The organism is Novipirellula rosea (assembly GCF_039541335.1).
Taxonomy (GTDB): domain Bacteria; phylum Planctomycetota; class Planctomycetia; order Pirellulales; family Pirellulaceae; genus Novipirellula; species Novipirellula rosea.
On the sequence record NZ_BAABGA010000017.1, the window covers coordinates 160,732 to 185,648 of the forward strand.

The window sequence follows — 24,917 nt, forward strand, 5'->3', positions numbered from 1 at the left end:
GTGAAAAATAAAAATGAAATGCGTGGTGTCGAGCCGGGGTCAATGTCGAGCTGGGGTCAATTCTCGACGGCTAAACAAGTTCACAACGCGTTATTATGGCTCAACCTCGCCCACCCCTGGGCGCGGTCCGAATGGAATACGGCTAATGAAGAGGCTAATTCCAGCAGAGGGGTAGAGAAAGATTTTACTTTCTCAGAATCCCTCACATTAAATTTACCGGTCGCTACCACCCTGCAAATCGGATTGTTGGTGCATAGCGTTGCAACTCGGCTGGCGATAACGCCAGCCTGACATTTTGAAGGACGACTCACTGCACATCTCCGTTGATAAAGGAATCTTCCAACAACGAGGTGATCGCCAAGTCGACACTCGAAGAGTCCGAGGACGCCGAGTCTGCATCGGAACTTCCGAACTGATCGACGACGTTTTCAACCGCCGAACGACCAATTTCAAAGCCCGCTTGCAATATCGCATCACGTGGATCGACCGCTAACGTTGTGGACTCGCCCTCGACAGCGGCCGCGTTGCGAACCGGCAGGTTAGCTGCGGATGCCGAAGCGTACGAGACGGAGGCGGCAAGGTTGGCGTCGCTGGTCAACGAGTCGCTTTGGACCGCAAATTCACCTTCGGCGACCGCTTCCCCCTGGCCGATCGGTTGACCGCCACGAAGTTCCAATGCGTTGATTACCAACAAAGCGTCAAACGCTGAAACGAACCCGTCACCGCTGACGTCAACATAGTCAGGCGGCGGGCTGCCAATGGCATCGACCGGCAACGACGAAGCGGAACCTGTCAAACGTTGGTTCAATAGGTTGATGATTCGCAGTGCATCGAGTGCCGAGATGGCGCCGTCCGCATTCACGTCCGTGACCATCGAAGCGATTGGATTCTGGTAACGCGATTGGTTCAACGTAAACGTGACCGTCGCCGTGTTGCTTACAAGTCCCGTCGAATCGACCACGTTGTACGAGAACGTGATCTTGTCACCGACGTTGCCGGAACTGGCTTTGAACGTAAACGTTCCATCGGCGTTGAGCACAAAATCAGGACTGGTCGGTGTCACCGAGTTCAGATCGATCGACAACGAATCGCCATCGGCATCGGTGTCATTACCCAACAAACCGTCCGCAGGGTTAAGTACCTGCAACTGAGCTCCAACCGGAACGTTGTAGCCATCGTTGTTGGCAACCGGAGCATCGGGAGTCGCGGTGACCGTCAACGTGAATGCGTCGCTGATCCGGAAACTGCCATCGGTCGCGGCAATTTCAAGCTCCACCGCGCCCGATTGGTTTGGCTTCAATTGGATCTGCAATTCACCATTGACAAAGCCAATCGATTGAACCAACGGATGCTGTGCAATTTGCGCCGCAGTTGGATTCGTGATATTGCCAATTCGAGCAACTGAATAGGTCAGTGGTTCGCCGTCGGGATCCGCAAACACGGTTGACAACGTCGCGGTCACCAATTGGTCTTCGACCCCGCCAAGCGGGTTGAACGTCCCGACCAACGTCGGTGGATCCGGCGTATCATTCACCGTCACCGGGATTTGGGTGACGACGGTAGCACCACTGGTATCGACCGCGGTGATGCTTAGCGTCGCGTTGCCGAACGCAAACGGTGGCAAATCCAAGATCAACGTATCCGCCAAGGCACGAGCAGCAACGATCGACGAATTCGACGACGTGACGGTATAGCTGATATCGTCATTCTCGGGGTCGCTAAACCAAGTCGAAAGATCGAACTGCACCGTTCTCGCGTCGTCTTTGCTCTCGTCAAAGGTCAGCGAGGTTTCATTGGCGTTTCCATTGATCCCGATGAATTGCGGTGCATCGTTCTGACCACCCACGTTGATAATCACAAGCGCCGTTGACGTGGCCCCCAAACTATCACGAACGCTGTAGTTGAACTGGTCAACACCACTGAACTGGGACGGCGGGGTGTAACGCAAATTTCCATTTTCAAGCACAACATTACCGCCGCGGAAAGTCCGTTGCGGGAAGTCGCTCGTGACCAGGCTGATCGTTTGACTTTGCGGTGGGTTGACTTCGTCATCCGGTCCCGCAGCGTCGTTGTCCAAGATGCCCTTCTTATCCGCCGTACGAACAGGGATAATCAGAGGCGTATCTTCCTCGGCCGTGTAGGTGTCATTGGTTAGACGAGGTGCATCGTTCACCGCGTCAAACGAGATTGTCACCACCCCGGGGACCGCTGCGGTCTCAGGCGTCTGGCCAGCACCGGGAACATCCGCGACAAAGTAGGTAAATGTATCGGCTTGACTTCCGTTGTAATCGACCGGTGGCGTGTAGACCAAGCTTTGACCGTCACTGGAAATCGCAATGATTCCGCCGAGCGACGACAAGAATGGACCACGGACACTGCCCACCGATTGGAAAATCAATGGCTGATTTGCCTCGTTCGCCGGACCTGGGCTATAGAACGGATCGATCAATTCGGCCTTGGTGAACGTGGTCACCGTATCCTCGTTGATTCGCACCGATTTGCCTGGGTTACTGCCAACGAGCACCGGAGGATTATTCACCGGCGTGACATTGATCGTGACCAAAATTGGTCGTGCACTGAGCAATTCGCTCGCAGTATTCAGCGGCTTCACATCGGTCACACGAGCACTGAACGTGACTTGTCCGTTGAAGTCCTTCGCCGGCACAAATGTGAACGTTCCGTCACTGCGAAGATCCAATTCCCCCGCTTCGACATTGCTGACAAACAGCGTTTCCTTTCGTACGTCCGGAGCATAGATGGCCACGTCATCGTTATCCGCATCGATGACTCCGACCAACAAACCGTCATCGCCTGTCGTCGTTGGCGTCAACTGTCCCGTGCTATCGAGGACTTGTAACGGACGATTTTCTTGGACGGTGTAGGTGCGATTGGCTTGTTGGTTGCCAACGGCCGGAGCGGATCCAGGCAACAAACGCAATCGATAATCTTCGACTTCGCCGCTGAGAGCCAAACCGGTCGGTTGCAATCCACCGTTGCGTGAAACGCGGAACCGAGCATAGGTGTCCGTTGCAGCAACCGGATTCGGTGCGTTGGACGGGAACGGAACGTAGAACGTTTGTGGTTGGCCGTCCCCATTCAGGATGGCTCCGCTAATGATCTGGTCGCCCACGTCGGTGAAATCACCGTCGGCGGCGAAATCGATCCAAGCATCCAGCACGCCCGATCCCGTGACCTTGATCGGCAAGAAGATCGCGACATTGCCATTGGCGTCGAGGATCAAGTCGCCGTTTTCGTCAACGCGAGTCACGCCGACGCTGCGATTGAGAATTCCGTTTGGATTCAGATCACTGACAAAGTCGACACCGTCTTCGTCATCTCCATCGATCGTGACCACGGCGCCGTCAACCGAAACGGCTGCCGGACGAAGCGGACTCTCTTCGATCGCCTTCTTGATCGCTTCGGCAATCGATTCTGGCGTATTGGTGGTCGAACGAATCGCAAAATGGTCTTCGTCGAATCGACCGTTGATATCAAATTCGAGCGTCGCGATGTCCACGCCGGTATCGATCGTGATCGTGTCTCCGTCACGCGTTGAGGCGTTGACGGATGAGTTCACCGTCACCTCGACTCGTCCTTCGACAATTTTCACGTTGAACAACGTGCCGGTCGACGTTGCAGAAATCGTCAGATCGTCACCATCGGCCGCGTGGCCTGGGATGCCACCGGCGTTCACGTCAACCTTGGTTCCCAACTTGATATCACCGCCCACCACGTGGCGAGGTCCATCGTTGGCAAGCGTGGTCGGGTAACGACCCGGAACACCGCTGACGGGATCCGGAGCATCACCGAAATCGAGACCTACCGTCGGCATCAAAATGGTGAACTGAGTGGTTTGATCGTCGCGGTTCGGTTCCAACGGATTGCCGACTTGGTCCTTAATACCCGGCAGGTAGAACGTCGAGATCGGCCCTTGGAAGATTTGTCCGTTCTCGACAAAGAAGGTTCCTCCACCGCGGTCTTCGGCAACCAGATTCGTCAACGCCGGTTCACCCGGTTGGTTGACACCATTGATTGCTTTCAGCAGGGCTGTCTTGATCTGTTCGGCTGTGAAGTTGGGTTTGATTGGAATCGCAATCGCTCCGCCTGGTACCCCGACCACATTCAACGTGGGCGCTTGCGAGGCGTCCACGACGGTTCCCGGCAAATCGTCAAGCGAAACCGTTCCGGTCGGATTGCCGAGCAAGTCCAAATCGGCGGTCGCAGTCACCCGTAGCGAGCCACGGTTGTTGTTGATGGCCGCCGCCAAAGAAACCGCGATATCCCCAATCGTGCTGGTCGGTTGGAATGGGATTGCAATGTTTCCAGGTCGTACACCGCCGCCGTTATTGACCGATTCAAATTCGAACGAGACGGCCACGGTGCCTTGACGCAGCGTCAGCACTTCGCCGTCGTTGACAATCCCACGGCGGATCGCGATTTGTGAGACGCCGGGAGCTCCGGAGCCAGGCACGGCCGGATCTGCGGGAATCCCGTTCAATTCGACTCGGTCCGCGGCGATACGTCCCAGCGAGATGCGACCATTGAGAAGGTTCTGAGCGGTAATGCCCACGGTCGAACCATTGATCGCCAGTACCAACGAATCTGCCAAAATGTCGACAGTGTCAAAGGTGTTGAACGTGACAGGAATCGAATTCGGAACGGTCTGCAGGGTGTTGACCAAGTTGAATTCAAAGATCACATCGTTGCCGAGGTTATCTCGCAAGATCAGCACGCTGCCGTCTTGGAAACCACCACCGCCAACCAGCGGCAGGTTCAATAGCAGCGGTCCGAACACTTCGATCGACGAGGCACCGGTGACATCAGGTGTTCCCACGACTTCGAGCGAAGTCCCGGTCACTCCGACGCCAAGACCTTGTTCTCCACCGATCGAAACCTGGCTTCCGTCGATCACCGTCACTTGATCGGTATCCAAGCCGACAATTCGGTCAACTCCGTTCACCTTGGTCGACTTGATTGCCGCGACAATTTTCGCTGCCAATTCATCGGCAGTGGTCAAACGAGTGATGTTTACCGGAATGTTCGGAACCGTCACACCATCGTCAATCGTCGTCCCGAGCACAGCACTTGGCTCGTCGGTGCGATTGATCTCGATACTAATCGGGTCGGAACCGTTGTTCGGCGAGAACGTGATCAAGTCACCATCGGTCGGCGTGCGACTGAGTCCCACCAACGTCAGTTGGCCAAAAGGAACATTCGCAGAACCATTGATGGGCAAGTTCAAGTAGACCGAGTCCGCATTGACGCGAGCGTTCAAACGCAAGGAGGAGGCCAAAATCGCTTGTTGGATTGCCACGGCAACTTGATTCGACGTCAAATCACTTGCGATCGGAACGACCACGTTGGCAGGGTCGACAAGGCCGCCAGCGATATCGAATTCAAACGTGATCGCTTGAGTGCCGTCATTGACCACAAAGGTGTCTCCATCGACGACACCGCCGAATGCGGATCCCGCTTCGGGGACGCGTAAAGCAAGCGTTCGCACATCTTGCAGCAATCCGCTGCCGCTGGTGGTCGCGGTGGTACCAGGTTCGGCACCAATCACGACGCGGAACGGATCGTTGTTAGGATCGGTGATCGGATCGCCGTTAGCGTCGTTGAGCGGATCAACCTTGGTTTCGACATTCAAACGCCCGGCGGCCACTTCCGCATCGATGGCAGCTTGGATGTTCAACGCGATTCCGTTTAGGAATACACGCAGCGCGGCGGGATCGGTCGGCGGACGCTCCGATGGCAAGGAAACCACGACGCTGTTTGGCAATCGGGCCCCATCGCTATCAAGTTCAAAGACAACGACCGGGTTGACGCCATCATTGATCTGGAAAATATCGCCGTCACTGACGCCACCAAAATTGGTGCCCACTTGAGGCACGATCAGCGAAATCGTTTCGGGCAACTGCAACTGATAACCGGTCTCGAATTCGAAGACGATATCGCCACCGTTGGCGTCCGTGATCGTGATTTGATCTCCGTCGGACAGACTACGTCCCTCAGGGGCCGACAATACGGTGCGGTCACGGTTATTCAAACCAATGCGGTACGAACGATCGTCCTGCCAAATTCCCGCCAACGGCGTCAACGTGATCAGGTTCTTTGTCTTGTCGTAGCTAAAGATGTAATCGATGCCTTCTTCGAGCAAACGATCATCTTCGAACAACGTCACATTCGCACCCCGTGGGCGAAGACCCGGGATCGCAGGAACAACGACGGTGTTGTCATCGATGCCGATACCTGGGAATGGATCCGAGGCATCGCCGTTGTCACGCAGCTGAATACGGAATTCTTTGTATGTGCCTCCGGTCAAATTGATGAAACTGATCGCGGGATCCGAATCAATTCCTTCGGCATCGTTGTCGCGTGGGATCTCGGCAATCGCGACGGGGCCAACAAAGTCGGCAAGCTCATTGGAGCCACGATCTCGGAAGACCGATTCACCCACAGTTCCCGGCGGTTGGAAGAACGGGTTGTCCGCTCGTAAGATGCCGTTGACATCGCGAGTCGGTGCCAGCACGTTGCTTTCGGTGATCCCCACCGACGCCTTCAATGCCTTGAACGTGTCGCGATCGGTCAACGAATTGACAGAGGAATCGACAAGCAACGAATTCCCGATCGGCAAGAAGTTGTTGCCAGCCGCATACTCGAGTGACGGAGCAAAGTTGCCCAGCGTGACGTTGAAATCGTCGGTGCCGCCGTTCAGATTGCTCGGCTCGTTTGTTCCCGTGGTAATGCCGTTGGAGTTGGCAATAAACGTCATTCGGCTGTTGAAATCGGTTTGATTCGGTTGATCGAATTGGAACACCGAACCCACCACGACCGTGTCCTGGGTCATCGGCTTGGGATGCGAGTTGATGTTTTGTCCAAAACCAAGAGCATTGGTTTCTTCGATCACGACACTTTCGTGCAGATTGACAAATACGTTGTTCAAGATCGCAGGACTTGAACCGCCTGCGATCATGACGCCGGTTTCGTTGAGCACTTGATCGGTGTCACGTCCGGCAACCGGATCAAGAGTCAAACCGGCCGCACGTGCTGCGGCACTCAGTTCAATCTTGGCAACGTTATCAACGGCCACATAAAGCTCGGTCGTGCCGCTTCCAGGTGTCGACAGCCGGTTATGGCCGTAACCTTGTTGGAAATCGGTCGTGTTGCCCGCGAGCGCCTGAAGCATTGGGTTTCCAGGCAACTGGTTGCGTTCTGGCAATTCCTCCAGATCGTTACTATTCCAAAGCGAGGCTCCCTTTTCGTTCAATACCGGTGCCAACCCTGAATTGGATCCGAGCGTATCGAGCAGCAGCGGCCCAGGTTGACGCAGCGTCAAGTTTTCAACGCCACCGTTGTCCCCATCGCGTCCCCCCAGTGCCAACGCCGAAGCATGCTGGATCGGACCACTGATTCCGCCCGGTCCGTTGCCTTGGGTGTGATTGACCAACAACGGATGAATATTGATCGCAGTGCTGATCGCCCGAATGATATCGGGCATGTGATCCGCATCCGCCACAACCACATTGCCGACTCCGACATTGTTGGAGAAGGTGAACGTGACTTGATTGGTCGCGGCATTTGGCACGTCCGGGATCTGGGTCACAGTAAACGTGGTTCCGATCAAATCGGCACCGCGAACGCCACCCCCATCGTTGATCGCTCCGTTGTTGATGCTCATCACGAAGCCGCGAGCCGCATAGTTCTCGATCGAGATCGTGTAATCGCCTGTTCCACCGGTGCCCAGTTTTCGGCCGGACAAGTCGGAGGGATCAAACGATTCGTTGCCCTTGCTGCTGACCGCAATGAAGTACGTGCCGGTCGACAAGGCAGTGAAGTCAACAAACGGATCGCGGTTGTTGACATCATCATTGGTCGGATTAGCAACCGTGGAACCAGGATTCAGATAGCTCGGTGCGGTGGCGGCATCGACCACGGTCAGGCCGTTAGCCAACGTCTGAGCAACTCCGCCCGCATCAAACACTTGCAATACCGTATCGAGCGAATTGAAGGTATCGATATCGACGATCAAACGATCGCCAACTTCCATTTCGACTCGGTAGAAATCGACGTCGCCGGCGGCGCCAATCGGACCGCTGTTGTCACCAATCGCTGCGGTGTCGACATAAGCACCGACATGGCTGCGACCGATCTTGGTATCAATGGCCGTATCGATCGTATCGTCGGATTCGCGATCCGCCGATTCGGGGAACAAGCCTTCGGTACCGTCGGCACCATAGATCGTGTTATTGACGATCCGTGAAAACGGTTGCAGCGGTTCCGCCACCGGTGCCAATGTCGTTGTAATGTTCGCGACACGCGGCGTTTCAGCCACACGGGTCGTAATATAGATGTTGCTAACACCGGTTAGATAGACCGCCGCAGTGGTAAAGTCCATCGGCCGACGTGCATTTGCATTGGCAAACTCGTCATCGGTCAACAGCGATGGACCGATATACGGCGTCACCAGTTCCGCAGCATCGTTGGTGACCAGAATGCTGCCTTGGATCGCCTGCATGACTGCGGTCGCCATTTCGATCGAAGTATAAGCATTCGCGGCAGCCCGGCCGTTGTAGGTCAGGTTCGATGCGTGCGTTCGACGATAATAAATCGGAACATGTCCATCGGCGACGCCATCGCCGCCCTGGACGCCCGATCCGCTGTTGGTCGTCGGTGTACCACCAATGTCATCGAATTCGAACACGACGCGTGTTCCACCCGAGTCGATCGCCATCGTCACGCCGTCAGCAACGTCATCGCCGTCGCCGATTTCGATCATCCATGGGCGTGTTTCCCCTTCGACTTTGATTCCAGCGTAACCGGCTTGGTCGATCGTGTTGTTGCGAACCACAACCCCCGGCATCAAACCGCCGAGCACTTCGTCATTAAGCGTTGGCAGATTCCGTGCCACACCGGGTTGAGGATTGCCAACCGGCGGTTGCTGCATGAACGGATGCGGCTGCGTGATCACACCTGGGTTGAATGGATCAAAGTTTCCAAATCGTGGATCCTGGCGAACATCTTCAGGATCGGTATCACGCAATCCAGGCTCACTCCAAATCCCGATCGCATGCGCGTCACTGATCGTGTTGTTCTGAATCACCAATTGAGATTGACGACGCTCGAAGTTGAAGTCACCAAGACCTTGATTGAAAATCACCGGCAATTCCAAATTGCCATTCGCATCCAAGTTCAAACGGGTTCCCGGAGGCGGTGCTTGATTCACATTTGCGACCCCGATAAACGAACCGCCACGAGCGCCGACCAGTGCCAAGCGTCCATCGGTCATCCCGTTGGTGTCTTGTCCTGCGGCCGAGGAAGCCTCGACCTTGATTCGCGTCTGCGTACGGATCGCCGTGCGGATCGATTCGGCGACGTTATGAGGATCATCGCTGGCAGCAAACAGCACTGGGGTGTTGCCAAAACGAACGGTGCCTGGCGTCGTCGTGAATTCAAACGTCTGGCTGACACTTCCATCGCTGATGGTAAACGTATCACCATCGACAATCTGGTCGCCGGCCGGAGCAACAATCGTGATCGTTTCGCTGTGACGATCGTTGGTGTCGAAATCAAGATTCAACTGAGTGCCGAACGCGGTTGGCGTTGCGTACTGAGTTCCCGGACGCATCTCGAGTTGATATTCGCCCGATTCACCGGAACCAAATCCCGAGAACCGGTCTTCCCCGCTGCGCGCGTTGAAGATCGTTTCGCCACGTTCGGCAAAGCCGACAATAAAGTCGTCGAGGAACAAACCGTTGCCAGTTCCAATGATCGGCCCACCACCACCGCTGGACGGCGTGTAGGTAAACTCAAATTGAATTCCCTCGTGTCCCGCAAATTGGCCAAGCGAAATGCGGTTTTGGTGCCATTCGGCATCAAAATTCGGTGTCGCATTCATCGTGACACCCACCGGATCGTCGGCACTAAAGATTCTTAGCGATACGGCGTCATTAGCGGACGGATCAAAGTTGTAGTTGTAATAGAACGTCGGCAAATCGGCGGCGACATACCCAGCCAAACTAAACGGTTCACTGGTGATCGTTCCCGGAGTCGAGTTGGCTAAACGATCGTAGTGCAGTGCGGTATTGCCGCCTGCGTTGGCTGGCAACACGTGATCTTCGATCGAAACGTGAAGCGTATAGGTTTGTGCGTTATTACTAATCGCATCGTTCGATAACGTCGTCCCCCCATTGTTGTTGAAGGCAAACGTGGTGTTCGTCGGCAGCACCCCAATGAAATAGGTGCCTGCGTTCAGCGTGATATCGATAAACGGGTCGAGACTTCGACCACCGTTGTCATCCGGTGCACTGCCCAATCGCCCATCGTTGGCGCTGGACGTGGTCACACGTCCCGTGCCCGGCACAAACTGCAATTGCCCTGGGTTGGCCGGATCGAGCCGCAACAGAACAAAATCGGTATCCACACTAGTGGGATCAAATTGGAACGTTGGCGTGAGCGGATCGTTATCATCGATTCCTTGGAACGGATTGTAGCCGTTATCCACATCGATGATCACACGAAGCCCATCGTCATTGAGCGTGAACTGGTAAAAGTCCGCCAAGTCCGAGCGTAAATTGCCTTCGATCGAAACGTGAGGAATGAACACCGATGTGTTTTCCGACACGCCACCAAAGAACGGGCTGCCAATAAACTGACCACCAATCTCAGAGTCATCGACAAGTGAGAAATCAAGGTTATCAAGGTTGGCAGTGTTCGCGCCCCCTACATTGTTCGGCGCGTCGCCACCGGCAACAACGAATTCAGAGATCCGCGGTGCTCCGGTCAGTGACGTTCCATTGGAACCATCAAAGTGCGTTGGTTTGCCGTGACCTGGACTGGTTTCCGAAGCTTCGACAAATCCGCCCGCAGCGATGGTTGCATCCGAGAACAGCTTGATCAAATCCGCTTGCGTCGCGGTGCTTGGAGTCGCAGGATTGATACGGTCTTCGACGATTCGACGTACCGAGTTGATCGGCTCGCGGCGCACCGACGCGTTGGCAGTCAATTCCAGCGGTAATGATCCGTCGGCAGTGACGGCGACGTAATACGTACCTTCGGGCAACGAAACCGGGCCGATGAATGCATCGCCGGTGCCGATCGAACCACGCAGAAGTTTTTCCAGCGAGGAATTCTCGCCGTTGGGACTGGTCAAATCGTCCAGGATATTTGCGTCCTCGCCAAATAGCACCAAGCGTGGCAATTGAATGCCTTGCTCGCCATCGGGATCATAAAAGACGCTGACCGACGTGTTAGGACGATTGAAGCCGTCGGCATAGTCGATATCAAACACGGTCGAGCGAAGCAACGAACCGTTGCCAACGCTGTAGTCGACATCGAATTGATAGAAATCGACATCAAACGTGCTGCTTAGCGATCCCGCAACACTGATCACTCCGTTCTTATTGCCGACCAAATTGCCAATGTTCTGAGGACGTTGGCCCAGCGGGGTGGTGTCGCTGAATAAACCAGGCGTGGTGTCGATGCGGTCGTTACTGGCGTTAAACGAGGAGGTCCCTTCGTTTTCGCCCGCTTCACCCACCAACGGTGACGAACTCGGCAATCCGCGAGTGTGGATGCCATTATTTGCGTAGCGAATATCGGTGTAACGAACGACGCTACCGGGGAACTCTTGCTCTTCGGTCAAACGCACTTGGAAGCGATAGCCGCCATAGGTCAAACCGCCCTCGATGTCGTCGGGATTCAGCGACGCACTGCGAACACGGAAGAAGAACACACTTCGCGCCGATGCGTTGGCCGAATTGCCAGGCAAAGTAAAGTGAATGCCGGCGTCGCGTGGGTTGGTCGATCCGAAATCTTCATACAAACCGCCCGCCCCGCGTTCGGTGTACTGTTCACCGGAAGCTTGCAAGGAAGTGGTGCTGCTAAGCAAATTCGGATCCAGTACGACCACCGATGCATCGCCCGAAGTTTCTTCGAACGAATTATCGCTACGCGCCAAGACCCGACCATTTTCGTCAAGCAGCTCGATCACCGAGTCCAGCGTGTAGGTGGTGCGATCGATGTCAACCCAAATCTCGGTCCCCGGCGATCCGGTGAATGTATAGGTATCAATATCCGTTTCGCTGCTGAGGTAACCTTCGACCTCGAACCCATGACGACGGTTTTCGTCTCCGGAAAACAAATTCGGAGCCAACTCGCCGAGCAGCTGAGCGTTTTCAATCGCCCCGTTCAGCCCCGGTGCCACTTCGGTCGGCAACTCAAATTCGGTAATCACATCGACGTTTCGGTCGTTGCTGTATTGGTCCAAGAAAACGCTTCGCCAATCGTTTGGCTCGGGTCGTGATTGGATGCCGTCACCGTTGGTATCAGTGAACTGCGACCCATCCGGCATCAACCCCGCTCCGACGGTATCGTCTTGAAGACTCGTCAATACAACGGGTGCCCCGGGTTGGCCAATGATATGAATCGCGCCGCCAATGCGGTCTTGAATGTCACCGATCGAACCCGTGGCGGTAAAGCCGGTCCCCAGCGTCGCACTGTTGGGAGTCCCCGAGCCTGTCAATTTCACAACCAGACTTTCATCCACCCGGCTCATCAATCGCAAACCGCCGGAGCTGTGGAAATTCTCGACCGTCAACCCATCAAACAACATGTGGACAATGTCGGTATCGTCCCACACGCTTTCGGTCGTCAACGTGCCACCGCGGATTTCCAAACCAGACAATTGACGTAGCGACGCATTGCCTTCGGTCACCGTGTCTTCGTAACGGTTAAAGCGAATCATCGGACCGTAGTTGTCGTCCAACTCACTGAGCCGATCGCTGTTTCCGGTCTGACGTCCGGCGTCGATCAAACGTTCAGCGGTCATCGATTCGCTATCGATGTCAATGATCGAACCACGATTATCGGTGAACGTCGTGCCCACGATGATAGGTTGAGCACCACGGACAAAAATGGTCGACGGAGTATTGATCAGTCGACCAAATCGACCTGCCGGTCCCGCACCGTCTTGTCCATCTTCGTTGAATTCGAAACGTGAATTGGTGATCCGCCCGTCGGCTTGTTGCAGCTCCAACGCATTGAATCCGCGTGCTTGCCCCCCTTCGAGCAAACTAATACCACCGGCATAGGCAACCGTGGCGTGATCGAGGCTGATGGTCGACGTCGGACCTGCGTAGATTCCAGACCAATCGCCGTAGTTCGGCGAAGTTCCGCCACCGGTGTCTCGGCCGTCGTTGTTAGTATCAAACGTTCCGCCTGCACCAAAACGGTCGTCAAACACGCTGGTGAATACAACCGGATTGCTTTCCGTACCTTCGGCCAACAATTGAGTTCCGTAACCCAATTCAAATCGTGCTCCACGAATCTTCACGACGGTGCCGGGATCGATCACCAGCGATGCATCGAGTCGTCCGCGAATACCATTCAAACTGAGATCGAGTACCCCGTCGGTCGAAGAACCGTTGTCAATATACGAAACCGACGACGCATCGAGGTCCGCTACCAATTTGTAAACGAGAGTTCCACCGACATTGAGGGCTCGGTACAAACGGCGTGAAACGTACCCCGAATCGGTTTGAACTTGCGGCAGCCCCGTCAATTCGATCGACGTATTCGAATTATTCACGGTGAACGAGAATTCATCCGCGCTGGCGAGTGACTCAAACCCATCACTATCAACGAACGTCATCTTGTACAGATACGTTCCGGGCGTGAACTTTCCACCGCGTAATGCTTGAGCCGAAATCAGCGACGTTGACGGCGCGAAACCATCTTGAATCGAACCGCCTGGATTGGCTGCGATCACAATGTTTTCGGCGACATAGTGGACCACGCTGGTGTCATCAAAACGGCCAGCCACGGTCAATGCCCGCGGCGGATCGGTTGGCGTGGTGCCCACACGTACGAACAACCCATTGATACTGTTTTCAAACAGTTGGTTGTTATGGATATCGGGACCGACACGGTCATAGTCAGCGGTATAAGCGCCCGCTTGTTGGAATTGAGGCGATTGGTAACTGGTTTCCTCAAAACTATCTGGCGATGCACTGATCGCGGCATCCGCACTGCTGGTGATCTCACTAAATGAGATCGTCGGACGTAGATTGACGATCTGGATTGGATTCACCAACTGTTGAACCGAATCAATCAACACGTTGCTGCTACCGCCGTAACGGATCTCAGCATGATTGACTTGATTGAGGAAGATTCCTTGATCTTCCAAATTCTGGCGACCTTCGGCTTGATCAATATCGCGGCGGAAAATCAAACCGCCCCAATTCCCAGGTGCTACCGCAGGGCTATTGCCCACTGCAGACGCATCGACGTTGCGATCGCGAAAACTAGTAAAGATCACGCTGCCGTCATCGTAACCGGGTCGATCCGCGTCATCGTTGCCCAGCAGCGTCGTGGTGTTGGGGTCACTCAGATCGACCAAACGTGGCGTTCCCAGGACTTGCAATACACCATTGCTGCGATCGACTTGAACGGTGCTACTGCCCACACCGATCCATGATCCACGGACTTTGAACACGGCACCAGCATCGATCATGGTCGTGACCTCTTTGGGCACTTCCATCACACGACCGTCTTCGAGGAATCCACCTCCAACATCGGGAATACCGATCTTGTAGCTAAAGTTGTCCGCTTCGGTTGCGATGTTCTTGTCGACGCCACCGTTGCCAACGATCCGCACGATGTCTTTCGGCAGCGCCGCATCGAATGCGTTTGCAACGTTCGAGTTGCTGATGTTGTTAAACGGATGACTCAAGCTACCGTCGGCGTTCGGCCCCGCCGTCTTGTCGACGAAGATGTTACGTCCCGATGCTTCCAGAGCGCGAGTATTAGCCGACAGCTCGACTTCGCGTTCGCCCATCAAAATGACGCTCCCGCCGCTGACCGTCGCGGTCACACCGGTTTCGCCTTGGCGGCTATTGATCGCGGTTTGCAGCGTGGTCGCCAAAGTGCCCGCAGGCGTCGGGAAACTCGGACTGCCAGGGCTGTAGAAGACCGCCACATTACCTGGTTTGGCCGAACTACCGATCGGCACAAATTCAAATGTGCGAACCACACCGGCCGCACCGGTGACCTTGATCGTTTGCCCCACCGTTAACGCATCACCGTTGTCGGTAAAGGTCAATGTTCGATTCAGTGGACGCGTTTGGAACCAGAAATTATGAGCACCACCGGGTTGCCCATCGCCGTCGCCATCGAGGATCGTGCCGGGAACGTCAACGCGATCGCTGTCCAAGTCACGAATCACATCGGTTTCATCGACTTGCGGCTCGAATTTCAAGTGCAATTCATACTTGCCTTCAGTCAATCCGCCGTAACCGCTACGTGCGATCGTTGGGTCGTAGTGGTCATTGCCACTTGCGGCAACGCCAACATAGTAGGTGCCTTCACCGAGCGAGGCGGTCAATCGCGAATCTTCGCTGAAGTAGTCATCGTTTCGTCCCAATTGGACGATGCCCCCGCCACTCAACAAGATCGGCGAGAAGTTCAATGAACTGCCGCTGACATCGGTTGTCGCTTCGCCAGCCACCAACGTGGCTCGCATGATCGAACTGGCAAACGGGCTGTTGTTGACCGCGTCCACGATCGATTTCGCAGGCACGCTGGAGATGTTGGCTCCCTTGCGAGGCAGATCCACCAAGATGGCGTTCGCGATCGGTTGGCCCGTTGAATCGGTGGGCTGCGTCACGCGAACCGCGGTATCGCCCGCGGCGCGATCGGTTTGAATGAAATCGATCCGCAAATTGTTGCCCAATCGGCCTTCAAGTAACGAATCGAATCGGACTTGCAAATCAACGCCGACGCCAAAGTCGGTCACTGCCGATGCCTTGACTTCTTGATACAGCGTCAGCGTGGTGTCCAGCAGACTTGATTCCGACAAACGCTCGGCAAACGTTTCGACCGTCAATTGACCCACGCGATCAACGTCGTCCAAATCAACTTGGAATCGATACAAGTCGACATCGATGCTGTCCGGTCGATGCAAATATTGACCATGCAACACATCAAAGCTGCCGGGGAACACCGGTTCTTCATCCGGTCGCGAGTTGATCGAGTTGTTCAAATAGGTACTGTTCAGACTCATCAACGTTTGCGATGGCAAGTCCGGCGTCTGTTCGAGCCCCAAGATCAAACCAATCCCAGCGGTCGCTTTGCGCAGGAAGTCTTCGCCGTAAGCGGTATCAAACGTGACTTGGTTGCTGAACACCAAGGCAGATTCGGTAAAGGTGGGATCGATGCGAACACGAGCATTCAGCACGCTTTGCTGAACCCTGACGGTACCCGGCAACGTGCCAAGTTGAAGATTCGAAACATCGCCCAGTGCAAAGGTGATCCCGCTGTCCGCGGTTTCACGGAACTGGACCCCGATGTTGCTCGACCACAACCCCAACGCTTCGCGGATGCGGGTCTTTTGCCGCTCGGTGATTTGGTTTTGGAACGGAACGCCAGTCGGGCTGGTGTCAAAGATCGGGTTAAAGTTGTAGGCGATCTCGGTGATCCCGTTCTGCACGTCGGGACCGAAGTTATCGTTGATGTGTTGCAGCAGCGCGCCCGCGACTTCGTCTAATTCGCGATGCCCTGGGTCGTCATTACCGCCCGGCAGTTCGATCAAAAACGGTTGCGCATCAATGGACTCATTGAAAATCAAACTCGTCAATTGCTCATCGCGACCAAACACGCCGACATCCAGCGCCGTGCCAAGCGTGTCACCCACCGCGTTCAGTACAAACGCAGGCGCCCCGATCACATTGCGAGGCACCAATGTGCTGCCGCCTTGGGTGGAATCACCGTTGAGCGTCCATTTGACTTCGATCAACCCGCTTACTGTCGGTTCACTGGCCGCCACGACGCGTAGATCGGTCAAGGTGGGCGAGTCGCCACCGAAATTGAACACGACCGTCCCGTCGGTTTCAGCGCGGACCGATAGCCCCGCCGCACCGACATCTTCGAACCGCACTTTGCGCCCCGATGCGGATTCGCCAATGGATTTGGACACAAAGCTAACGCGAAGTCCTTGGACTCCGAAATTGGTGACCGCGACCGGAGCCACATCGACATTGGTCGGTTTGATGATCAAGTCAACGCGATTGTCGACCGCCGATCCAATTCGCAAGCGGAACGTGCCTCCGCCGAGCGGAACTCCCGGCAGATTGTTGATGTCGCCACTGAAGAACAATCGAGCGGTATGGGTGGTTGCGTCATAGACCACCGAATCGGGTTGGAACAACAAATCGTCGGTCGTTCGCGCCGTTTCATCGGTTAGCAACAGCTGATAGAAGCGAGGGTTCTCGGCCGATCGTGGTGTCGGATTGCCATTGTCGTCATTTTCGACGAACAGCGGATCTTCGTTAAAGTAGACGACAATTTCATTACGGTTTTGTTGCAGCGAACCATCAGCGAGACGCACGACCGGTTGCGGCACGACGGCTTCGATCAACGCACCGAGACGCAGACTAAAGTTGATGACCTCGGATCGCGCACCGGCAGTACGAGGAACCAGGAATTCGTTTTGAATATTGCGAAGACCACTGATCCCCAATCCTGGATCGTCGTACCCGAAGACTTCGACGCGGTACTGGTCATCCGGCAACGACTCGGCAAAGCGGACCACGACTTCGTTTTCGTTCGGGTCACCGAGCGTGACCAAGCCAGGGGTGATTTGCAAATCGTCCGCGGTTCGAAATACGCCGTCTTCGCCTGGACGCGTGATGCGAATGCCATCGAGCGTATTGGCGTCGATCTGTTGATTTTGGTCGAAGCGGAACGTCAAAACGCTCGGGGCGCTATCGCGAACCGAGCCATCGACGATCAGGTCACCATCGTTGGGCTGGATGCCGATTAACTGCGGCCCAGCCAACAATTGGCGTGCTTCGAGAGTTTCCAGAATGTGCTGACGACGAGCCTTCTTGCGCGAATTCTTATGCGAAGACTTCGACTTCTTAGCAGATCGCTGAAGTTCTGAATTCGAGACGGACGAAGACGATGACGATAAATGTCGCTTACGCGAGGTCATAGACCGAACCTTCCGGGCGAACCCCAAAGCCAATTCCGTTGTGCTTCAGAGAGATGGAGGATGATGTAAGTTGAGACTGGCCTTGACGAACCATAGGTCGCTCGACGAGGCAAATGGGTAAAAAACGATAAGTTGAACCCCGAAACTCTGGCTGTCGCGCACCGCAGCGCGCAGCAGAGTCTTGAAACTCTTTGGCCGAGTATAGTTGCGCGTTTTTTGCCTTCAAATAAATGCTTCGCGGCATATTGCCGGTCACTTTCCTATCCAGGTTGTGCATACAGGTCGTAGCGAAAATGAGGGCTCCCAAGCGGGAATGATTCCCCCTGCCCCCCGACGGAATCAGCATGGTGGCGGAAAAATCCACATAATCGCGTGCAGCTTTGGACGAGTTGCCCCGTCGAAAGTTCCCCAATAGAGCCGGGAATTTGAGCCACACCCCCCTAGATGGCGAGGCAAGTGAACTGCGTAGAGGGAAAATAGAACTCAACATTGCTAGCACACAGCCTTTGCCGCTCCCCACCTTTGACGAGTTTTTTAGCCTCGCGGTCGCGTTGGGGAGGGCAAAGCAAGTGGTTGCGACCACGGAACTTAAAACCGGCACGACATGTCTAGGAGGAGGCTGTGTCCGCCGCGGACTCGATCGTGGCGGGTTGGATTCCGAACACTTCCACATCGACACCGTCACAGTAATGAGCCAAATCGGGCATCCCCGCAGGCAGGTCCACGCCAGCGGCCCGAGCGAGGTCACCGTCGAGCTCATCGATTTCGGCGGTCCGCACGCGATACGGATCGTGATGGACTTGTCCGACATGCACCTCGCCGTGACGCTCGACGAACAACAAATATCGCTCAAACAAGAAATGATCGAGCGTGCCTGGCTGCGAAATCGACTCCTCCGTGCCGACGCGAAACGAAACATCGTGCCGCACTCCGGAGGCTCGACGACTTTCGTAGCGAATTTTCCCCGAATCGAGGCGATGACTCATCGAGGCATAGAAATAGGGAAGCGACCACCCCCATCGGGCGCCCATGACCGCCAATCGTGAACTGGCGTCCAACGAGAAAAAATAGACGCCCGGACGACCGCGATGCACGACGTAAGTGCGAACATTCGTCTCAAGAAAATTGAACGCCATCGATCGAGGCAGCCAACGAGGCCGGATCGCTCGCATCTGAAACGGCACAATTCCGAGGTAGGCGTCCCCTTGGAATGTGTCCAATTCCAAAGCACTCGGAATGACCCGCGACAGCGTTTCGACAGGGACACGCCAGTGCATAAATAGCAGCGACTGCCATGATTGGGTGCCGTCACAGCGGCCACTCGGTCGACGCGTCGGAGCGATCCGGTCGATATGCATGTCGTTCATCGAGCTGCCTTTTATAAAGTCGCCTTTCGCTCCCGCGAAAATTGCCTTTCCGGCGACTGGTTCCCAGACGGGAGCCCTGGAACGAGCGTAAAGTCATTTTGAACGCTACTTTTGCAGAGCAATAAGCGACGATTACGAATTCATGTCGACTTCGATTCGTCCATCACAAGCACGCACCGCGTACGTTTTTTGCAGCGGTTGACGGTTTATCGTCTGAATCCCGGTCGACAACTCATATTGCCAACCGTGCCACGGACAGGTCACGCAACCGCCGGCGACATGGCCTTGTGCAATCGGGCCGCCCTGGTGGGCACACATTCCATCCATCGCAAACCATTCGCCTTGCTCGTGAAAGATCGCGATCACCTGCCCGTCGACCAAAACTTCGACCGCATGGCCTTCGACACAATCCTCTTCTGCCGCAACATCGACCCAGTTTTGCACGTGATCTGACATCCGATGTTCCTCGATTTTCGCATGGTTGCGGTGACGCTAGTGAACGGGGCTGGCAGGATCGTACCGCAGCGGGCATCGTACCGCAGCTGGCATCGTTCCGCAGCGGATATAGCCCATTATCAACGATCCGAATCAAACGTTACAATCAACCGCAATCTTAGGTAACCCATGGAAACGACCCCACGGAGCAATTGTCGCGATGGATTTCAGAACCCCAGTTGATTCAATTCGAGCCCGCCTGTTCCCCAATTGCCAGTTCCCCAATTGCCTGTTCCCCGGTTATCGGTTCGCCGGTTATCAGCGACTTGGCATGCTGGCGATGCTGCTGGCCCTTGCCGCCGCAAGTAGTGCCGTTGCTGACGAGCCCGCTGACTCGAAAAACAATCAAACCAACTCGACGGAAAGTCACAGCACCGTGCCCAAAAAAATAACCGAACTTGAAGGAATCTCTGAATACGTACTCGAAAATGGAGTACGCGTCCTGCTGTTTCCCGACGACAGCAAAGAGGTAGTCACGGTCAACATGACGTTGTTTGTCGGGTCGCGACACGAAGGTTACGGCGAAGCCGGCATGGCTCACCTGTTGGAACACATGCTGTTCAAAGGAACGCCGACCTTTCCCGAAGTCCCCAAGGCGCTGACTGATCGCGGTGCTCGATTCAACGGAACAACTTGGCTGGACCGCACCAATTATTACGAAACGCTTCCCGCCAGTGACGAGAATCTTCGCTTTGCACTGGAATTGGAATCCGACCGACTGTTGAACAGCTTCGTACGTGGTGAAGACCTCGCGAGCGAAATGACGGTCGTCCGCAACGAATTTGAACGCGGCGAAAACTCGCCCATCCGCGTGTTGATGCAGCGGATGCAATCGGCGGCTTACGACTGGCACAACTACGGTCAATCGACGATCGGTAACCGCAGCGACATCGAGCGAGTGCCAGTGGTGAAGCTTCGCCAATTCTACAAAAAGTACTATCGGCCTGATAATGTGATGTTGATTGTGGCGGGCAAATTCGATCCCGATCACGCACTGCAGCAGATCCAAGAAACGTTTGGCAAACTGAAGTCGCCTGAAACGCCGATTGACCAAACCTACACGACCGAGCCGCCACAGGATGGCGAACGGACCGTTGTGCTACGACGCGTGGGCGATGTCCAGTACGTCGGCTCGGCGTACCACATTCCCTCGGGCAGCCACGAAGACTACGCGGCGATGAAAGCCCTCGTCTACGTTCTGGGCGATGAACCAAGCGGCCGACTTTACAAACAGATGGTCGAAACCGAGATCGCCAGCAACGTGTTCACGCTAGCGTACGGATTGACCGAACCCGGCATGTTTATGGCGATCGCGGAGATCCCCAAAGAAAACTCGATCGAACAAGCCCGCCAAACGCTGCTGGATGTCGTCGAAAAATCGCTGTCGGAAAACCCGATCACCGAACAAGAAGTCGAACGCGCGAAACAGCAGATTCTGAAAGAGCGTGAACTGGCGTCGTCCGATACCGACAAGATCGCAGTCGCGCTAAGTGATTGGGCCGCCCAAGGCGATTGGCGTTTGTATCTGCTGTATCGAGACCGCATCGAAAACTTGACGGTCGAACAAGTCCAACAAGCAGCCGAGCGTTATTTTGTTCGCAACAACCGCACCGTCGGTTTGTTCATTCCGAGCGAAGAATCGCAACGGGTCTCGATCCCCGAGTCGCCCAACTTGGCCGAGTTGTTCAAAGATTACGAAGGGCGTGAAGCGATCGCCGCGGGCGAAATGATCGATCCGTCGCCGTTGGCAATCGAAGAGCGTACCGAGCGGGGTGATTTGGTCGGCGGTATTCGTTATGCGATGCTGCCCAAGAAAACTCGCGGCGGTGCGGTCACGCTCAACATGACCTTCCGATTCGGTACCGGCGACACGCTCAAAGGCAAAGTCGGTGCGGTGGAACTGCTTGGGATGTTGATGTCCAAGGGAACCAAAGACCTCGATTACCAAGAATTCCAAGACGAATTGACGCGTCTGCGTGCCGAATTGACGATCAATAGCACCGTCGGTTTGCTGCAGGTCCAAGTCAAAACGAAACGAGAATTCCTGCCCGAAGTCGTGGAACTGCTTGGTGACGTGCTGCGTCATCCAAAACTGTCGGGCGATGAACTCGAAGTGATTCGCCGCCAAGTGGTCACCAGTTTGCAGCAGAGCGAAAATGAGCCGCAAGCTCTCGCACCTCTCTCGGTGCGTAAACGATTGTCGCCTTACGAGTCCGACCACGTGCTGTACGTGCAATCGATCGACGAACAACTCGAGATGTACCGAAGCGTTACCGCAGAACAGATCCAAAAGCTGCACAAAAACTTTCTTGGCAATCAAGCGGGCGAAGTTGCAGCGGTCGGTGATTTTGATGCCGAAGAGCTCAAATCGATGCTGTCGAAAGAACTCGCCGATTGGAAAGTCGCTGAACCGTACGTTCGTGTCGATCGCAATCCGCATCCTGGAATCGAAGGTTCACTTGAATCGATTGAAACACCGGACAAAGCGAACGCGTTTTTCTATTCCAGCGAACAATACGAACTGAGTGACGCGGATCCCGCGTATGCTTCGCTCGTGCTTGGCAACTTTATTCTCGGCGGCGGCAGCCTCAGCAGCCGATTGGCCGATCGCGTGCGTCAACAAGAAGGTTTGTCCTACGGCGTGCGGAGCAGTGTCACCGCACGAGCGAAAGACAATCGCGTCGACTTTACGCTCTACGCAATCACCAACCCCGCCAATCGCGAGAAGTTGATCCGGGTGATTCGCGAAGAGATCGATCGGATTCGCAAAGATGGCATCACTTCGGACGAACTCGCCAAGGCAAAAGAAGCCTACTTGCAGCGTAACCGGGTTAGCCGAGCGGACGATTCGTCACTCGCATCCGACTTGCTCAGCTCGCTGTTCAACGAACGAACGATGGCGTACGAAGCCGAGCACGAGGCTCAGATCCAAGCGGCAACGCTCGAATCGGTTAACGAGGCGATCCGCAAATACATCCAGCCAGAGAAGCTGGTGATGGCGATCGCAGGCGACTTCGCAAGCGTCAAAGAAGGCGAAGCAGCACAGTAAGAAGGCCAATTCAGGTCGCGAAATTAACGCGTAGCGAAACTCGTCAAGAGTTTCGTCCGGCCCCGAATGCATTTCGTCTGGCCCCCAACTCGACCGAAAGTCTTGGCGACTTTCGCTACGGCAGGTTTGACTTACCGCTGCCACGTCGCGGCGGGCTGCTGGGCGATTTTAGCTTTCGATTCACGCAGCGTGTGACGGTAATAGCTTTCCAGACAAAGCGTGGCCATCGACGTGGTGTAGATCGATCCGCCATAACCGCCCCACACGCTTTCAGTCGGCCATTGTCCATCGGGCAATTGGGTCGACAACAACCGTGACTGCAGCGCCCGGTTCCACTCTTCCCACGCGTCGTCTTGCAACTGATGAAGCGCGAGCGTGGCGTAATACCAGTAGTAATAATTGTCTTGACCAACCCCTGGCTTCTGTTGCAACAGGGCGGTCTCGGCTTCGTCGATCTCCGCTTGCGGCACCTGCTGACCAATCAGCAATCGAGTCGCCAGCGCCTCGGCAGTCATCGTACGACTGGGCGCCTCGCCGCCGCGATAGCTGGCCAAACCGCCGACACGGCCCGCACGAACACTGCGTAAAAAACGCTCCATTCCGCGAACCGAGGCATCGCTCGGCCGAATCCCTGCGCGGCTGCCGGCATCCAATACCATCGCTTGCCAACCCAATTGACTCAAGTCGCCGGTATCGCCCTTCGTGTAACGCCAGCCGCCAGTCCCCGAATGCTGCATACTTTGTGTGTACTGCATCGCTCGCTGAGCCGATTGGATTGCCGAAGCATCGCGGGTGATCGCGGCGGCTTCACACATCGCCAGCGCCGCCATCCCGTGGGCATAAGTCGCAGCGTAGATCGATGCGTTGCCCGCCAGCGATCCATCGGGTTTCTGGTTCTGGATCAAGTAGACCAATCCGCGATAAACGTTGTCGGCATACTCGCCCTGTTGATGCGTTTGTCCGGCGCCCATCAGCGACAATAGCGCCAAGCCGGTCAGCGCCGTTTCGGCTCGCGAACCCGCACCGCCGCGGTTCATTCCCAGCGGTTGTCGCTCTTGTCCCGCCCCAGTGGCGCGTGGATCCCAAGCTCCGTCGGCTCGTTGGTTTGCGGTCAAAAACTTGAGTGCAGCAGCGACCGCTGCCTCGGTTTCCAAGTTTCCGCCGGTTTCGATCAGAGCTTCGGTTTTTGCTCGTCCCACGCGATTGGCGAAATCATTTTCCTCGGCTCCCGCGACGAAAGCGCGATTGGCGGTCGATGCCGAAACGGGTACCGCTTCGACTTGTCGCGAGGTCGGCTCCGCGCTGGCGACGACCGGTTGCGGTGTAGGCTCAGCCACCGGATCCATCGGAGGAGTGTCCGCCGGTGGCGTCTGAGCCACTTCGGTGACCGGTTTCGTTTCCGGTTGGAGCTCGAACAACTTTTGAAAGTCGGCGTCCAAGCTATCCATCATCGAATCGACGGCGGTCGTCGACTCGGCTACAAGCGATGGAGGCACGAGCGATGGCGGCACCTCCGCTTCGCTTGAATCCAATACGGGCGAATCGGGTTGATCGCTCTCCGTTTCCGCCACCTCTTCGACTTCGGGCTCGACGAGTGAGTCGGCCAAATCGGAAACGGGCAACGGTGCGATCGAGGGCTGATCCGCGACCTGGGAATGATCCTCGCGCTGCATCTCGGGATCAAATGACGAGAATTCGATGTCTTGGATCCCGATCGTATCGTCCGATTCAGGGTGGCTTTCCGCAGCCCCTCCCGCGGGTTTCGGCAAATAGGGCACAAGGAACAGCAGAACAAGGTGCAGTACGACCGAGCCGATCAAGCAAATGATTCCAGCCTGGCGACCTTGGCGTTTTTGTCGCCGAAACAACCAAATCGTCACCAGCAACAGGGCCACCGCCACCGCAGCGACGGCGTACACCAACCGTCGATCCGCCCACAGCGAATACGAGGTTTGCATCGCGATAAACGATCGGTTTAACGAAAAGGAAAGCACGTCGTCACCGTCGAGGAATCGAAGTA

At 55.5% G+C, this 24,917-nt stretch carries 6 protein-coding genes; 2 read left to right on the forward strand and 4 right to left on the reverse strand.

The genetic code is table 11. From position 1 onward, the window contains the following. Window positions 1-291: a hypothetical protein gene (locus ABD971_RS06205; protein ID WP_339941257.1), complete on the forward strand. Its 291-nt coding sequence runs from the start codon at window positions 1-3 to the stop codon at window positions 289-291. A 16-nt stretch (window positions 292-307) separates the two neighbouring features. Here the strand turns inward: ABD971_RS06205 and ABD971_RS06210 are convergent, their stop codons facing one another. The 3 genes from ABD971_RS06210 to ABD971_RS06220 all read right to left on the reverse strand — a co-directional run bounded on the left by ABD971_RS06210 (window position 308) and on the right by ABD971_RS06220 (window position 19,809). Then, a complete protein-coding gene (locus tag ABD971_RS06210; protein ID WP_345320419.1) occupies window positions 308-17,986 on the reverse strand; it encodes a tandem-95 repeat protein in 17,679 nt (5,892 codons plus the stop codon). 608 nt (window positions 17,987-18,594) lie between these two features. Further along, window positions 18,595-19,353: a YqjF family protein gene (locus tag ABD971_RS06215; protein WP_345320421.1), complete on the reverse strand. Its 759-nt coding sequence runs from the start codon at window positions 19,351-19,353 to the stop codon at window positions 18,595-18,597. Window positions 19,354-19,485: 132 nt separating this feature from the next. Further along, complete coding sequence (locus tag ABD971_RS06220) at window positions 19,486-19,809, reverse strand: Rieske (2Fe-2S) protein (protein ID WP_339941263.1); 324 nt, start codon at window positions 19,807-19,809, stop codon at window positions 19,486-19,488. 199 nt (window positions 19,810-20,008) lie between these two features. Between ABD971_RS06220 and ABD971_RS06225 the strand changes: the two genes are divergently transcribed. Beyond that, complete coding sequence (locus ABD971_RS06225) at window positions 20,009-22,897, forward strand: M16 family metallopeptidase (protein WP_345320423.1); 2,889 nt, start codon at window positions 20,009-20,011, stop codon at window positions 22,895-22,897. 131 nt (window positions 22,898-23,028) lie between these two features. Here ABD971_RS06225 and ABD971_RS06230 read toward each other — a convergent pair whose 3' ends face one another. Beyond that, complete coding sequence (locus ABD971_RS06230; protein ID WP_345320426.1) at window positions 23,029-24,855, reverse strand: squalene--hopene cyclase; 1,827 nt, start codon at window positions 24,853-24,855, stop codon at window positions 23,029-23,031. Window positions 24,856-24,917: the final 62 nt, after the last annotated feature.

Coding starts and splice junctions, on each gene's coding strand:
- ABD971_RS06225 (WP_345320423.1), top strand. CDS start 20,009: ATGGATTTCAGAACCCCAGTTGATTCAATTCGAGCCCGCCTGTTCCCC.
- ABD971_RS06230 (WP_345320426.1), bottom strand. CDS start 24,855: ATGCAAACCTCGTATTCGCTGTGGGCGGATCGACGGTTGGTGTACGCC.
- ABD971_RS06220 (WP_339941263.1), bottom strand. CDS start 19,809: ATGTCAGATCACGTGCAAAACTGGGTCGATGTTGCGGCAGAAGAGGAT.
- ABD971_RS06215 (WP_345320421.1), bottom strand. CDS start 19,353: ATGAACGACATGCATATCGACCGGATCGCTCCGACGCGTCGACCGAGT.
- ABD971_RS06210 (WP_345320419.1), bottom strand. CDS start 17,986: ATGACCTCGCGTAAGCGACATTTATCGTCATCGTCTTCGTCCGTCTCG.